A 15,364-nucleotide genomic window follows, 5' to 3' on the forward strand; every position below is an offset into this window, starting at 1 on the left:
ATCAGTCCTCCCCGTTCATTATAGTAATTATAACCGAACATTAATTGGACTTAAAGTTATTTTTATTCGCTTTTTAATGAGTTTTGTATGTTTGGTGGATGTTTAATAAGTGAATTATTATGATTCGATTTCACTAATTTTAAATTGATTTTGACCAACAAATTGATGTTATTTGCTCTCCCTCTAATAAACGGATTGGTACCGAATGCTTTGTATCAACGATCCATATCTCACTTGCATATTTATTTCCTTTGTAGCCCGATAGGAAACTAATTAGCCTTCCGTTAGGAGAGAATGTCATCGGTGGTGATTCACTGTCTGTAACCGCTAAAATTCGGTCATCGTTTTCAGTTACTTCCTTTAATCGAATATGCGAATACCATTCATCTTCATTCATTTCCTCAGTTGATGAATAAGCTAACTGGAGTGTGTTTTTTGATTGAATTGGTAGCTGATTACTCCAATTGTTATTATTTTTTATTTTAAATGTATCAAGTGTTGTTAAATGTGTTACAAAAAGGAAAAATGGACTTTTAGTAGTTAAATAAACAGCATATTGTCGATTTTGTGTAATTCGGATTTTCTCAATTTTGCCATTCCGATTGTTTGTGATTTGAGCCTTGTTTGTTCCATCAATATTTATTTTGTATAGCTGCCCATTGCCGGATGAGTCAATATCGTGGTATACCATTACATTGTCATTAAGAAATAAACAAATTTCTGCATGATTGCCTATTTTTATTTTTTTCCTCTTTGCTGTATCAATATGATAAATGATCATATCCTCATCTTTTTTATAGGCCATATTTTTATTATTAGGTGACCATTGTATCGATGTTCCTGTCTTAATCTGATCAATGTTTAGAATCAACGATTGATGTAAATTAGCCAAATATACTTTGCCCTGTTTGCCAACAAAAGCAATCATTGTATTATCAGCTGACCAAAATGGTGTCGTGTTTTCGTCTGTTAATTGGTTCGTTAGTTTTGATACATTTCCCGATTTTAGATCGAAGACAAAAAGGTCATAATGTCCATTACTCATTGAATTAAAAGCAATCATCCCAGTTGTTAGTGGGAGAGTATATGGGATTTTTAGCTTACTTCCAGGTATAAGCCTTTTTGAATGGAGATGGTTTAACAATCTGATAGGTTCAGGATTAATCTTACCGTCAATGAGGATATTAAATCTTCTTGCAATGTGATACAAATCATCACCAGGTCTGACAGTGTAATAGGGAACTCCTTGTGGGATGTAAAGGAATTGTTTATCTTTAAGTACATAAGGTGGAGTTAGAGCGTTTTTCTCAATAATTTCCGTTATAGGAATACCGTAATATTGTGAAAGCTGTTCGATTGTATCAGCTTCTGAAACGCGAATAATATTAACACCCGGTGGGATGGAAAGTTGCTCGCCACAAGATATTGTATAAGGTGGACGTAAATTATTAGCAGCAATAATTGCTTGAACAGGTAATTTCCAACGTGCTGCAATTTGATAAAGAGTATCTCCGTTTCTTACAGTATAAAACATTTGCATGGTTACCCCTCCTAAACAAGACAGTGATGATTTTCCCTCCATTCTTTCCAGTTTTTATCGTTGTTAGACGTGATTGTTTAACTGCAGTTTTTTTATAGTTTATTATTTTATGGTTATTATTTGAAAATGTGTTGAAAAGGTATGATTTTAAACAGATAAAATAAAAAAGGCTCGACTTTGGTGAACCTTTTAAATCAATTTATTCTAATTTTTAGTTGAAACTACTTTAGCTGAACTTAATTAATGAGTTTAGTTGGCGAATAATTTTAAAATAGTTTTTTAAAGAAATTTTTTATTGAATGATCCTTTGACTTTTTTTCTTGGATTACGGTTGCTTCTTTTTTTATTGTAATGTCTTCTTTATTTATTGCATAATCGTACGCTAGGACTAATCCTAATTCAGAGTCATATTCTTTATTTGTAGATAAGGTAAATTTTAAATTGTATTTGTTAGCTAATTTTATATAATCAGACAAATAATCGTAATTCATATTTCCATTAAGGATTAAGGTTGCTTTTTTATTTTTTCGGATAAAATCTTCAACTTCGGAGTAGATTCCGTTTTCGCGTACTTGATTTTTTGTTAGAACACAGACAACTCTTTCCCTAATCGTGCCTAAATAACGTCTACGTTCATCAGGATTTGTTTCTTGAGGTCCATACATTCCTTGATTAAGAAAGTCATCAATATTTTTGCTCATGTGTAAACCCCCAATAAATTGTATAAATATATTATAACTCTTTTTTAATGATAGGCTCAGTTAATCCTTGTTGTTGATTTTTACTGCAGGCATAGCTTTAATCCTTAAGCGCAGCGATTGTGGGGTCTCCATGACACGCTTTTTTATGCAGGAGCCTCTCATATTATCAGTTCCAGTCAATAAAGTGTTTGTATAGATACTATAATCTTTAACATAGCCTAATGATAAAGTAAAATACCTATCATTTGTCCATTGATTGCTTCTCATACGTTTTATTAAATTTAAGTTTTTCCTTTGTAGAATCGTTTCGAAGTTTAATAGGATTTAACAAAAGAGGAAAATCATGCCCTCTAACTAAAGAGATTAACTCATACAGATAAAAAACTACCGTGTAAGGAGGATCATCGGCCATATATATGGTTAATATAATCCTATCCTTACTCGATAGCTTTATACGGTTTCCTTGTTAGAAAGACGTTCAATGATTGCCGCTAATAGAAGTGTTCTTTCGACAAGACTTGGTATTTCTAAATATTCTTTATCACTATGGGCATTTCCTCCGATAGGTCCTAATCCATCGATCGTTGCAATTCCTAAAGTAGATGTAAACGAGGCATCAGAACCGCCACCAGTTTCAGTATCTTCGATTTCGATACCGATCTCATCACCAACATCTTGAATAATTCGCAGTAAAGCACGAGTTTTTTTATTTTTTTCCATTGGTGGCCGATTTATTTCACCCTCTATTGAAACCTTTGTTCCTTTTACATCAGTTGTTGAACAAATTTCTTCTAATTTTTCTTCAACGATTTCAATTTGATCTATTTCTTTAATCCGAACATCTATATGTGCTTCAGCGTGATCTGAAACAGTATTAACACTTGACCCACCTTCAATCATACCAACATTGACACTGATTCCATTTTTATGGTCAGATAATTCATGTAATTGGATAATTTTATGAGCCAACTCTTCGATCGCACTTCGACCTTTTTCAGGTTCAATACCAGAATGTGCTGCTTTGCCCTCGACAATTAGTGTATAGTTTCCTTTTCCTCGTCTAGCAGTAACTAAAGAACCATCTTTCCTAGCTGGTTCCATTACAAGTGCATATTTTATACCTTTTGCTTCTTGTTCAATTACTCCTCGTGAGCTTGGTGAGCCTATTTCTTCATCGCTATTGATAACAATTTTAATTTGTTTATATCCTTTATATCCATTATGAATCAATGCCTTTACAGCATAAAGTAATGAGCTATGACTTGCCTTCATATCAATTACTCCAGGGCCAAATGCACGAGTCCCTTCAATTTTAAATGGACGTTCAGATGCTGTCCCCTCTGGAAAAACAGTATCCATATGAGCGAGAATAAGGATTTTAGGATTTGTTGCATCCTTATGCTGGATGATTAAATGGTTGCCATATTCCTTTTCTTTTACTTCTTTAACAGTAAATCCGAGCTCAAGGTAACTTTTTTTCAAGCATGCTCCTACTGTATCAACACCCTGTTTATAATGGGAACCACTATCAATATTTACGAGTTTTTCGATATAGGCTAGCATCTCTCCCTGAAGCTGTTGCAAAAATCTTTCCATGAAGCCTTTCCTACTTTCTCTCTATCTTTTTCCCCTTTGCTAAAAGGTTCCTGCAAGTTTGCATTACTTAGCTTGTTATCATGTTTAAATCTAAGTGAAAACGTTGCTATAAAGTGATAATTTATCTAAAATGTAAGGAATCATAATTAAATGGGAAAATATTTACTTTTCGGATTCGATTGCTTCTGCTAAGCGAAATAAAAATTGATAAGTAAATGCGTATGCTTCCCCAATTGAACCATTTTCATTAAATTCTTTTAAAGCATTTAATGTAATGTTTATATCCCAAACACCATCCTTTTGATTAAAAAGTAGCTCATAGGAATGCTCGATGTTATTTATTTGTTCATCAAGGAATAGTCTAATGAGGTTCTCGACTTTTTTTGGTTGTTTTAATCCAAGTAATACATCATATGTTTTAAAGACATCATCTACCTCTAAGGAAATGGCATCAACACGGATTAAATCAAACCATTTAGATTCTAGATAAATAAATTCATTCATATGTTCCTTTAAATAAATTAATGGTTGAGCCAAAAAGCTCTCTGATTCAACGCCTATTACTTCTTCTGTTTCTTTGTCCCCTCGCTCAATATATGCATCAGAAAAACGCGAAAAAGAACGTTTCTCATGCTGACTAATCGTATCGGCTTGAATGTCATGTTTTTTTAAGTAGTCTATTTCTTCCGGATATAAAGATAATTTTGGTGACGCTTTTATAAGCTTGATTAATTCATCCTTAAGCAATTTGAGTAAACCTCCATATATTTTATTCATTTTATCTATAATATTTACTTGATTATTCGTTTGGTAAACATATCAATAATATTGTCAGCTTATATATCGATATTTAGTAAAACTGGGCAATGATCGCTACCCATTACTGTTGAATGTACCTCGGAGTCAATAATATTTTGCGCTAGTTTTTTTGAAACAATGAAATAATCAATTCTCCATCCGATATTTCGTTCTCTCACTTTGCTCATATAAGACCACCATGTATAAATATCTTCTTTATCTGGGTAGAGGTAACGGAAGCTATCAACAAATCCTGCATCAAGAAGCTTTGTCATTTTTTGACGCTCTTCAATGGTAAATCCTGAGTTTCCTTGGTTTGAACGAGGGTTTTTCAAGTCAATTTCCTCGTGTGCGACATTTAAATCACCACAAAGGATAACGGGCTTCTTACTATCTAATTCTACAAGATACCCGCGAATTTTGTCCTCCCACTCTAAACGTTCTCCTATTCTAGCTAAATCTCTTTTAGAATTAGGGGTATAAACTGTTACTAAATAAAAATTGTTATATTCTAATGTAATAATTCTTCCCTCTTCTTCCGTTTCTAAATCTCCAACTCCATATGAAACAGAAAGTGGTTTATGTTTTGTGAAAATTGCTGTTCCTGAATATCCTTTACGCAATGCATAGTTCCAATATTGATAATATCCTTTGAGCTCTAAATCTATTTGTCCTTCCTGTAGCTTGGACTCTTGAATGCAAAAGAAATCTGCATCAACCTCATGAAAATAATCTAAAAATCCTTTGCGTACACAAGCTCTTATGCCATTTACATTCCATGATACTAATTTCATCGTCATTACTCTTCTCCCTGTAAACAATTCTCTCTAACGTTTTCAAGCAACTTAATATGCGAAAACAGTTTTCTTTTTTAAGTCATAATAGATTAACCAATACATACTAGAATAACATAAAATACAAAAAAAGAAGGGATAATCAAGTTTCCTAGTAAAAAGATCTCTTTATCGATGATAATTATTTAAATGACTGGTAAAATAAAATAGATAAATTACTTTGTATAGGAGTTTTCACAGCATGCTATTACAACCGAATTCATTTATCTTTAATTTAGGTATGGCAACAATCTTATCAATTATTATTGGAATTGAACGTCAATTAAAGAAAAAGCCATTAGGATTAAAAACATGTTTAGTTATTGGGATTGTCAGCTGTTTGCTCACGACTGTTTCAATTGAAGCATCAGATAAATATGCTGAAATGTACATTAGACCGATGGATCCATTGCGTTTAGCAGCACAAATTGTTTCAGGAATTGGTTTTTTAGGTGCAGGTGTTATTTTAAGACGGAATAATGATATGATTTCAGGGTTAACAACTGCAGCAATGGTATGGGGTGCAGGAGGTATTGGGATTGCATGTGGTGCTGGCTTTTGGTTTGAAGCAACGATTGCCACACTCCTGATTATCTTCAGTGTCGAATTCATCCCATTTATTTTCAAATACATCGGACCAAAAAGATTACGTGAGAGGGAATTAAAGGTTAAAGTTACAGTTGATGCAGAGGATAAACTGACAAATATTTTAAAGGAATTAAAAAAATATAAAATGAAAGCTGGAAAAGTACGAGTAAAAGATATTAAAAATGGTGAATTTCAACAATTAGAGCTTGTCCTAATTGTTAATGAAAAGGTCTATATTACAGATGTATATTATGCCTTAAAGCAAATTGACCATGTCATCAATGTTGAAATGGAATCATTATAAAGCTGAAAAATCAGTGGGGAACATCCTCGCTGATTTTTTTCTTTCCCTAATGAAAACTGCTTTTTTTAAAATCAAAGAAGATTAATACAGACACGATAATGAACCGTCATTGTTAATGAACCAAATGTTTTCAATTTAACTTCCAACATGATATAATGAATGAACATTCACTCATAACGATATAATAGCTGAGGTGAACCTAATGCAAAAAATTGGACCGCTCTTGATTGTTGAAGGCGCAAATAATAGTAAAGTTCCTTTTTCTAGGAGCTTGTATATTGAATCAGAAAAATTATTAATTGATACAGGTGCAGAGGCAGAATCATTAGTAAAGCTTGAAAAGGAAAAAGGGATAAATATAATTTATAATACGCATTACCACCCAGATCATACACGACATAATTATTTGTTCCCTAGCACTAAGAAATTAATCAATCGGGTTGAATTTGATACATGCCATTCCCTTGAAAAAGTCGCTAAGCAAAATGGGATTACACAAGAATGGGGATTAGAAGGTATGAAGGAATGGGCAGAAAGCATTCCTGAAAGCTGGATCCAGGGGATATCAGGCTTTAACGGCTCATACGAATATGAAAGGGAAATGGATTATGATCATATTAAACTAATCTTCCTACATACTCCTGGTCATACTAAAGGCTATTCATGTCCTTATTTCCCTGATTTAGGTGTAGTATATACAGGTGATTACGATATGACCTCATTTGGACCTTGGTATAATGGGGCAGATGGTTCGATTGAACAATTTATTCAATCTGGAGAACGGCTTTTATCACTTGATGCAAAAACGTACATTACTGGTCATCAAAAAGGAATTTTCACTAAGGAAAAATTTAAAGAGGAAATGGTTCAATTTCTCGCTATTATTGAAAAGCGTGATGAAATCATTACACAATATGTGCAAAAAGGACTTACGTTTGAGGAAATAGCTTCGATTGGGATTTTTTATCCAAAGAAGGCGTTGGATAAAAAAATTCTTTATACATGGGAAAGGATTGGCATTCGCAAGCATTTGAAACGTCTTGGTTATTCGATTGAAGGTGCTAATCATAACCTTGTCCAAAAGCAATAAAGTAAAGAGTGAAAAATGATTACGTTTAGTGACGGAATTTATCCAAATAGTTGGTACCTCCACTATTCCAATCATTTTTCACTCAATCATTAATCGTTATTCTTCTTCTTCCATTATTTCTTCGAAGGCAACGGATACTTTTTCAAATTCCTCGTCACTTTCAATTGGGGAGAAATCACCGTCTTCATCTACCTTTAAAAAGAAGACATCTATTTCTTCCTCTGATTCCTCTAGAATATCTTCGACGAAGCCAACAGCTACATAATCACTATTTTCTAAAGTGACAACTGCCAATACTTCAACTTCATTTTCCTCGTTATTTTCATCTGTGATCGTAAAAATTTCGCCTACTTCAATTTTCTCCACGCTATGATGGCCCCTCTCTTAAACAAAGATAGTTCTATTTTCCCCGAAAAATGAGATAACATGCTTAATGATACATGAAAATTATGTTAAAGGAAATGTAATAATTGACAATAGTCCAACTATAGCATTTATCTTAATGGTGCAAAACCTTCTACCTTCTTTAAAATTTGTGAAATTTCACTAATGATATCTTCTTGTAAAACAAGATCAACCGCTTTTACATTTTCTTCGATTTGCTCAGGTTTGCTTGCCCCTATTAGAGCAGAGCTAACACCTGGATGACGAAGAACCCATGCTAAAGATAGCTGTGATAATGAACAGCCTAATTGCTCTGCTAAATGCTGCAAATCTTGGACACATTGTAAAACATCCTCTTTAAGATAACTAGAAATAACACCATTCACATCTGAATTTGCTGCTCGGCTATCTTTTGGCAACGTAGCTCCTGGCTTATACTTTCCTGTTAATATTCCTTGTGCAAGTGGCGAAAAGACAATTTGACCTATTCCTGCTGTTTCACTAACGTGTAAAATTTCATCCTCTATGTACCGTTCGAACATATTATATATAGGTTGATTCGAAATGAGGCGATGAAGATTAAGTCTTTCACTTATGCCGACTGCCTCATTGATTTGCGCAGCACTCCATTCACTGACACCAGCATATAAAATCTTACCTTGGGTTATTAAATCATCCAATGCTCTTATTGTTTCTTCGGTTGGGGTATCTTCATCATATCGATGGCAATAATATAGATCGATATAATCTACTCCTAACCGTTTTAAACTTGCTTCACATTGCTCCATAATATGCTTTCGCGAAAGACCGCGATCATTGGGACCATCACCCATCGGGAAAAAGACCTTTGTCGATAAGACATAGCTTGACCGTTCATATGGTTTAAGCGCCATACCAATTGCTTCTTCACCTGCCCCTCGATTATAGGCATTTGCTGTATCAAAAAAATTAATTCCACATTCAAACGCTTTATGAATACATGCATCAGCTGCTCTCTGTTCTTGCGCTGTACCATAGGTTAGCCAGCTTCCTAATCCAATTTCACTTACTTTTAATCCACTATTTCCAACACGTCTATATTTCATCTTTGTCACCAATCCTTAATAAAAACATTGAATATTTATATAATGATTTATTCGCTAAAAATGTTTATATTCCTGTTAAAAAATTCACTTATTTTTAGAGATGAAATCAGGGTGACTCTTGTATAATTGGTCACCCACTAAAAATATGTCATTTATTTTATATATGCTTCAATTTCATAAAGGATTGATTGTTGCATTTCATCAACCACTTGAAAATCCATGGCATTTATATAAATAGCTTCTAATCTATCTCGTAGTTGTTTAGCTTCAGCCAAATAGGAAATAGCGTCTTTCATTTTCCCTTTATATGCTTTCGTCGTCCGTTCAATTTCATCGGCATATTTTTCATCAGTACCAGGGTTAATGCATCTTTCATACATATCGATTATTTTATCTGTATCTCGCTCAGGGAAATATTCATGTGGAGCAGTACTATCAAAAATTGCTACATCCCTTTCACGAATAATCACCATGTCTAAGCTATTAGGGTCAAATCCACAATGGTATACTTCAATATCGAAGCCCCTCTTTTCACCTTCAGCAACTATTTTCTTAAGCATTGTTGATTTTCCAGAGCCGGCGCGTCCTTTTATAAAATATCTATTCTGAACATCGCTTGTTAAATTTTGAATAAAGTCAACAGCTCCAAGCGGTGTTGCTGCACCTAAAAAACGATGTTTAATCTTTGATTTTTTTTCCAATTGTTCCTCACCATATAATAATGAGATGACTTCATCTGTTAATTGATTAGCTTTATCAAAGTTCATGTTTGAAATATAAATCTCTTCAATCTCATCATGTGCTGCTAATGCTTCAGCAAATGTTTTATAAGCGATTTCGAATTTGCCTGCAATGTCTTTATTTAACGAAAGAATGGTCTGTTTATCATTCGCTAATTTTTGTGAATCCCAGGCAACACCTAGATTGACATATTCTTCTACGACTCCGGGTGCTTTCGGTTCTATTATATGTGGGGCTGTTCCATCAACAATTCCTACCTTATAGTCAGGTAGGATTACTCCATCAATCGAATCGTTATCAGAAGAACAATGTAAATATTCAACATTTAACGATTTTGACTCCATTATGTCACCGATTTTTTTCATAAGTGAGGATTTTCCAGTACCTGGTCCACCCTTTAATATATATACACGCTCTAAATCCTCTAGTGCTGATTCATATAGACTATAAAACCCTTTTGCTGTGTTTCCACCTGCATAATAATGACGGACTTTTCCACTCATCCTATCACCCTTTCTGCTTTGTTCTCCATACTATATGTAGATTATCTTACAAGGGTGAATGCCTAATTTAAAACTAGTTTGTGATATTTCTTTATGCATGAAAACATAAATTGAACATTTGTTTTGTCAATAAAAAAAGGTAGGAAATGCCTTTTAGACAATCCTACCAATCTCTTTTATTCATATTTTTTAAAAATAAGCGTAGCGTTGTGACCACCAAAACCAAGTGAGTTTGAAAGGACAACATTTACATCTGCTTTTCTAGCAACATTTGGAACATAATCTAAATCTAGCTCTTCGTCGGGTGTTTCATAGTTTATTGTTGGTGGAATAATTCCATCTTTAATCGATAATAAAGAAATAATTGCTTCAAGAGCACCTGTTGCTCCAAGTAAATGACCAGTCATTGACTTCGTAGAGCTTATTGCTAGCTTATGGGCATGATCTCCGAAAACCTCTTTAATAGCCTGTGTTTCGTATAAATCATTGTAATACGTACTAGTACCATGTGCATTAATATAATCTACTTCATTTGGTTGAAGCTCTGCATCTTCTATAGCTAATTTCATTGCTCTTTGCGCACCCTCACCGTTTTCAGCTGGAGTTGTTATATGATAAGCATCACCGGTTGCGCCGTAGCCTACAATTTCTCCGTAAATCACTGCATTACGTGCAAGTGCATGTTCCAACGCTTCTAAAATAACAATTCCTGAGCCTTCTGCAATGACAAATCCATCGCGATTTTTATCGAATGGACGGCTTGCTGTTTGTGGGTCAGGATTTGTTGAAAGAGCGGTCATATTTGAAAAACCTGCGATCGTCATTTCTGTAATCGATGATTCGGCTCCACCGGTAATCATCACATCAGCATGTCCATTTTGGATAACTCGGAAGGCATCACCGATTGAATTTGCTCCAGATGCACATGCTGTTACAGAGCAATTATTGATTCCCTTTGCCCCAAGCTCAATTGAAACACGACCAGAAGCCATATCAGGTATGAACATTGGAATAATAAATGGGCTTACACGTCTAGGGCCTTTCTCTAAGTATTTTTTATGCTCCTGCTCGAAAGAATCGAGACCACCGATCCCGGAGCCAATCCACACTCCTACGCGTTCAGGTGCCACATCCTCCCCAATTGTTAGATTTGCATCCTGGATAGCCATCTTGCTAGCTGCAATTGCAAAGTGTGTAAATCTCCCCATACGTCTTGCTTCTTTCATATCGATAAATTCGTTCGGGTTAAAATTTTTCACTTCTCCAGCAACTTTAACATTGAATTTTTCAGCATTCACTCGTGTTAGTGGAGCGATTCCGGTTTCTCCATTTTGCAATTTTTCCCATGTAGTGGAAGCATCATTTCCCAGTGGTGTTACCGCACCAATTCCTGTAATTACTACTCGTTTCTTCATCTTCTGTCTCCCCTTCAATATGTTGGTAAGAGGTTTAAAGACCTCTTAAATTTGTGTAATAATTGTAGGATTTTGATAAAACCCATAGCTAACACACTTTAGAGAAGATAGTCATACTATCTGAAAATAAAAGTTTACCATTTTTCTTCTGCTTTTGAAATTAAATAGAATAAGATTGAATTTTTAATGCTATGAATTTATCATATATGCTTTTCATTATACTTTTTTTGAAGAAAAAAAACGAGTCACAGCTACTGTGCGCTCGTTATTGATTTAAATTTTCAACAGTTTCTAATAAGGAATTAATATCATCCACTGTAGTCATGATTTCACTATTTTTCAATTCTTCTAGTGCTAATTCCCCGTTTTTTACGACAGTATCTATTTCTTCAAGTAAAACATCGTTTTTTGCAATAATATCCTTATGGATATCCTCTGCAATAGCAGGTGCATCAATGTTATTGAAGTCATTAATTTGTTCTTTAAGTGATTGAAGCTGTTCCTCTAAGTTTTGCGATAATTCCGCATCTTGTGCTGCTTGTTGAAGATCAGATGGTGCATTTTCAGCAAAGTTTTTTAATTCTTGTAAATAAGCATCAGCCTCGTTGATATAGTCAACAGATTGATTCACTTCATCTAAAAAGGAACAAGCTGATAACATCATAGTTGCAATAATGGAAATGATAAGGACTATTTTTTTCATTAAGTTCTCCCTTCATTATCGTTAAGAAGTTTTTCCTACATCTATTCATACGTGCTTATAAGAGAAAGGTTTCACTAAATTTTGAAATGATTTTTCTTAATGTAAATTCCTTATTCATTTTGCTACATGTATATGTTGTTAGAGAGACTTCAGCAGCACTATTTAATGCTAATTTATTGCTCAAAGTAGAAATCTCAATTTCTATTGAAAATAACAAAAATTAAATTGCGTACATTTTCAATTACTTTATTGAAATTGACTCAACACATCGATCTCTCATCCAGCGAAACAAAATAGCTTTTCCCCAACCATGTTGATTAGTATTTAAACTATGCACTCGCCAGTACATTGGAGGATGTGGCATTAGTTGAAATTCAATGATTCGCCAAATCAAGCTTTCCCTTTTTAATGAATTGATTTCCTTATTTTTATCTATTTCAATCATCTGATATGTTAATGCCTTTTTGCTTTCGTCATCCTGAGCAAGTGAGAGAGCCCGTAAACTTTCTACCATTTGCTGTTGCCCACCTTCTAATAATGTTGCACCTAAATGGTCAGCTCGGACCTCCATCCATTGTGAAATAAAAGATTGGTATATCGGAAATAAAAACATCAGTAACCATATTGTTAAAAATATAGGAACTGTATATGCTTCGATATTCGTAATATTCTCTTTAATGAATATAACAACTATAAGCAAAAATAGGATAAAGCATGCTCTCCATATTTGCGCCCACATTATATCTCGTTTTTTTACATGGATCGCTTCATGGGCGAGTATTCCTTCAATTGTTTCGATTGGAAGCTTTAAGGTAGCTGTCGTTAATGTAATCATTGCTCTTCCAATATTCATACCTGTTGCTAAACCATTGTATTGTGCAGAATCAGTAATATAGAGCTTTGCATTAGGAATTCCCGCCTTAGTAAAAATAGCATCTGCTTTAGAGAGCAATAATGGATCATTTGCTAACTTAGCGTCCATTGCTGTTTTTAAAACAAGATCCGATATGGATATATTGAGCAGCCAATAACAAATTCCTGCTGTAATTAACCCCCAGGTTGGAACGTTAAGAAAATATAAAAGGAGCAATAAACCACTATATGCAGATACACCTTTTACTGTTGTGGCAAAATATAATTTACCGAAAAGTCGCTTTAAATTATGCTTATGGTAAAAAGGTAAGACGGTTACAAGTTCATCTTCAATTTCCGCTTTCGATACATGAAGGATTTCCTTCCATTTTTCAGCTTCTACAAATGTTAGAAAAATCGTTTCACCAGGTAATGAAATTTTTAACACCTTTTCAAAGCTCGTAGTGAAGTCGATATTCGATGAAAATAGGGTGAATAATGGATGCAGCTTTAAAATATCAACAGCTGATTCAATTTGGACATTTTGACAGTCATTTATAGAAAATTTTCGAGATTCAAAAAAAGAATAGATATAAATAGTCTTAGTTTGCGAATCAAAATAACATGTTACAGTCCGATATACAATTATTCTTTTTATAAATTCGGAAAAAAGAGTAATAAAGCCAAAGAGTATGAAATATTTCAGTGGGCTTTCATCAGGTCCGAAAATAAAAAATAATATAGCAAATAATACGACTATGAAAAAGATTGAAATGTCAAAAATTATTCTTTTTAAATCTTTGTGTAATTTAATTTGTTCCAAGTTTATTTTAGCAAGCTCTTCCTTGACTTTTTTTGTGGAAGTATTACTCGTTGTAAGCATGAGCGCTGAGGAATAGCTAAATGCGATTAAGCCTAGATAGATTAGCGCTCCCGGAAATGAATACTTGTAAAGCATATAAGCGATTAAAAGTAAGCCAAGACATATTTCAAATGTTATTCCAATCTTTTTATTTGTTTTCCCAACAACTAAGCCAATAATCGGAATTAGATAGCCAATTCCGATTGACAGTAAACAATCTTGTAAACTATGAAACATCAAGACACCTCTATTATTTCTCTTAAATTAATATTTTTTAATACTTATTAAATCACTTATTTTGGGTAAATCATTGTTTCAGCTTTTTTAATGATATCATCAACTGATAAGCTTGGATTTGCAATCATTATGTTATAACGAAGTCCATTTTCATCCCAGCTTAATGAGGAGATTTCTTCCATGTATTCAGCATGCTGCCCGCGAACGGTTTTTTTACTTTCTTCTAATGCTAAATCTGCTTCAGGAGGAGTTGGGAAAACGGAAACACTGAACATAGGAACTGCATCCTTTTCATAATAAATCGTTACTTCCGTACGATTTAGTTCACCTTTCAATTCATACCACTCGATTTTTTCGATTGTTAGCTCATCATCCTTAAAGATAAGAAAAGCTTTACCTAATGCTTTAATTGCCTCATCTAACGTACCAGTTTTTACGTTGTTTTCTGAATCGATCGGAGTAATTTCCACATCACTTGGAATATCTATTTTTAACGTCTCTTTTTTAAAAGAAGGAGACAAATCTAGTTCTTTATATTCGATTACCGTGCGTATATCTCCATTATTCGTGATTGTTTTTAATACAAGCCATGATTTTTTATCGACCCAAATGTCAATATCACCAAGGAGATTATTTTTTTTATTTGAAGTTGCTTTAATATGGTAAGTATCATATCCTTGTATGGTTTCTTCATCTACAATTTCAGTTGTATGAGTTTCATCTATCATATCTAACGTTAGGGCGATTTGATCCTTTGGTGATTCATTAAACATAGGTGATTCAGTTAAAGCAAAATCAATAGATTGTGCAGTGTTTGTCTTTTCATCATATGTAATAAGCTGTTTGCCAGTATTATAGGTGAAAGTTTTTAAATCGTTATCAAGGTGGTTTGTTGTGATAACCTTTTTCTCCCCTTTATCATTAACATATTCCTCCATTGTAATGTTCTCAGTATGCTCTTCACCCGTATAGACATCGATCGTTGATTTTCCATAGTATGAAAAGATATCATCTTCAGCTTCTAACATATTTGTGACAATTTCTTCTGAGGATGCAGCCACATTTGAATTACATCCCGATAAAAAACTTAAAGAAATCGCTGTTGAAATGAGGAGATTTTTTTTGCTCATAT

14 protein-coding genes are annotated in these 15,364 nt (G+C 33.8%); 2 read left to right on the plus strand and 12 right to left on the minus strand.

The features are described 5' to 3' along the window. Positions 1-139 precede the first annotated feature (139 nt). The 5 genes from ACTJJ9_RS00320 to ACTJJ9_RS00340 all read right to left on the minus strand — a co-directional run bounded on the left by ACTJJ9_RS00320 (position 140) and on the right by ACTJJ9_RS00340 (position 5,429). The gene (locus tag ACTJJ9_RS00320; RefSeq protein ID WP_186324128.1) at positions 140-1,540 is read right to left on the minus strand and encodes a LysM peptidoglycan-binding domain-containing protein; all 1,401 of its coding nucleotides are present in this window, start codon (positions 1,538-1,540) and stop codon (positions 140-142) included. Positions 1,541-1,806: 266 nt separating this feature from the next. Next, entirely contained in the window at positions 1,807-2,241 is a 435-nt protein-coding gene (locus ACTJJ9_RS00325; RefSeq protein WP_145580963.1) for a YueI family protein, read from the minus strand. A gap of 450 nt (positions 2,242-2,691) precedes the next feature. Further along, positions 2,692-3,837, minus strand: a complete 1,146-nt coding sequence (locus tag ACTJJ9_RS00330; RefSeq protein ID WP_095300944.1) for a M20 family metallopeptidase — start codon at positions 3,835-3,837, stop codon at positions 2,692-2,694. 162 nt (positions 3,838-3,999) lie between these two features. Next, positions 4,000-4,584, minus strand: coding sequence for a branched-chain amino acid aminotransferase (locus tag ACTJJ9_RS00335; RefSeq protein ID WP_255451812.1), 585 nt, complete (start codon positions 4,582-4,584; stop codon positions 4,000-4,002). Positions 4,585-4,673: 89 nt separating this feature from the next. After that, a complete protein-coding gene (locus tag ACTJJ9_RS00340) occupies positions 4,674-5,429 on the minus strand; it encodes an exodeoxyribonuclease III (protein WP_145581043.1) in 756 nt (251 codons plus the stop codon). A gap of 241 nt (positions 5,430-5,670) precedes the next feature. On the opposite strand from ACTJJ9_RS00340, the gene ACTJJ9_RS00345 reads away from it, so the two are divergent. After that, positions 5,671-6,360: an MgtC/SapB family protein gene (locus ACTJJ9_RS00345; RefSeq protein WP_095300945.1), complete on the plus strand. Its 690-nt coding sequence runs from the start codon at positions 5,671-5,673 to the stop codon at positions 6,358-6,360. A 202-nt stretch (positions 6,361-6,562) separates the two neighbouring features. After that, entirely contained in the window at positions 6,563-7,450 is an 888-nt protein-coding gene (locus tag ACTJJ9_RS00350) for an MBL fold metallo-hydrolase (RefSeq protein WP_145580964.1), read from the plus strand. A gap of 96 nt (positions 7,451-7,546) precedes the next feature. On the opposite strand, the gene ACTJJ9_RS00355 is transcribed toward ACTJJ9_RS00350, so the two are convergent. The 7 genes from ACTJJ9_RS00355 to ACTJJ9_RS00385 form a co-directional block, all read right to left on the minus strand. Next, positions 7,547-7,816 carry a DUF1292 domain-containing protein gene (locus tag ACTJJ9_RS00355; protein WP_095300947.1) on the minus strand — a complete coding sequence of 90 codons (270 nt, stop codon included), beginning with the start codon at positions 7,814-7,816 and terminating at the stop codon, positions 7,547-7,549. Positions 7,817-7,944: 128 nt separating this feature from the next. Further along, entirely contained in the window at positions 7,945-8,919 is a 975-nt protein-coding gene (locus tag ACTJJ9_RS00360; protein ID WP_145580965.1) for an aldo/keto reductase family protein, read from the minus strand. A gap of 152 nt (positions 8,920-9,071) precedes the next feature. Next, positions 9,072-10,163, minus strand: coding sequence for a PRK06851 family protein (locus ACTJJ9_RS00365; RefSeq protein ID WP_145580966.1), 1,092 nt, complete (start codon positions 10,161-10,163; stop codon positions 9,072-9,074). A gap of 176 nt (positions 10,164-10,339) precedes the next feature. Beyond that, positions 10,340-11,578 (minus strand): beta-ketoacyl-ACP synthase II, encoded by a 1,239-nt coding sequence (fabF, locus tag ACTJJ9_RS00370; protein ID WP_145580967.1) that lies wholly within the window; start codon positions 11,576-11,578, stop codon positions 10,340-10,342. A 265-nt stretch (positions 11,579-11,843) separates the two neighbouring features. Continuing rightward, a complete protein-coding gene (locus ACTJJ9_RS00375; protein ID WP_095300951.1) occupies positions 11,844-12,281 on the minus strand; it encodes a DUF6376 family protein in 438 nt (145 codons plus the stop codon). 241 nt (positions 12,282-12,522) lie between these two features. After that, positions 12,523-14,232, minus strand: a complete 1,710-nt coding sequence (locus ACTJJ9_RS00380) for a M56 family metallopeptidase (RefSeq protein WP_440768342.1) — start codon at positions 14,230-14,232, stop codon at positions 12,523-12,525. A 56-nt stretch (positions 14,233-14,288) separates the two neighbouring features. Then, positions 14,289-15,362: a hypothetical protein gene (locus ACTJJ9_RS00385; protein WP_145580969.1), complete on the minus strand. Its 1,074-nt coding sequence runs from the start codon at positions 15,360-15,362 to the stop codon at positions 14,289-14,291. Positions 15,363-15,364 lie beyond the last annotated feature (2 nt).

It is taken from the genome of Metabacillus sp. 22489, from assembly GCF_052044855.1.
Taxonomy (GTDB): Bacteria; Bacillota; Bacilli; order Bacillales; family Bacillaceae; genus Metabacillus; species Metabacillus niabensis.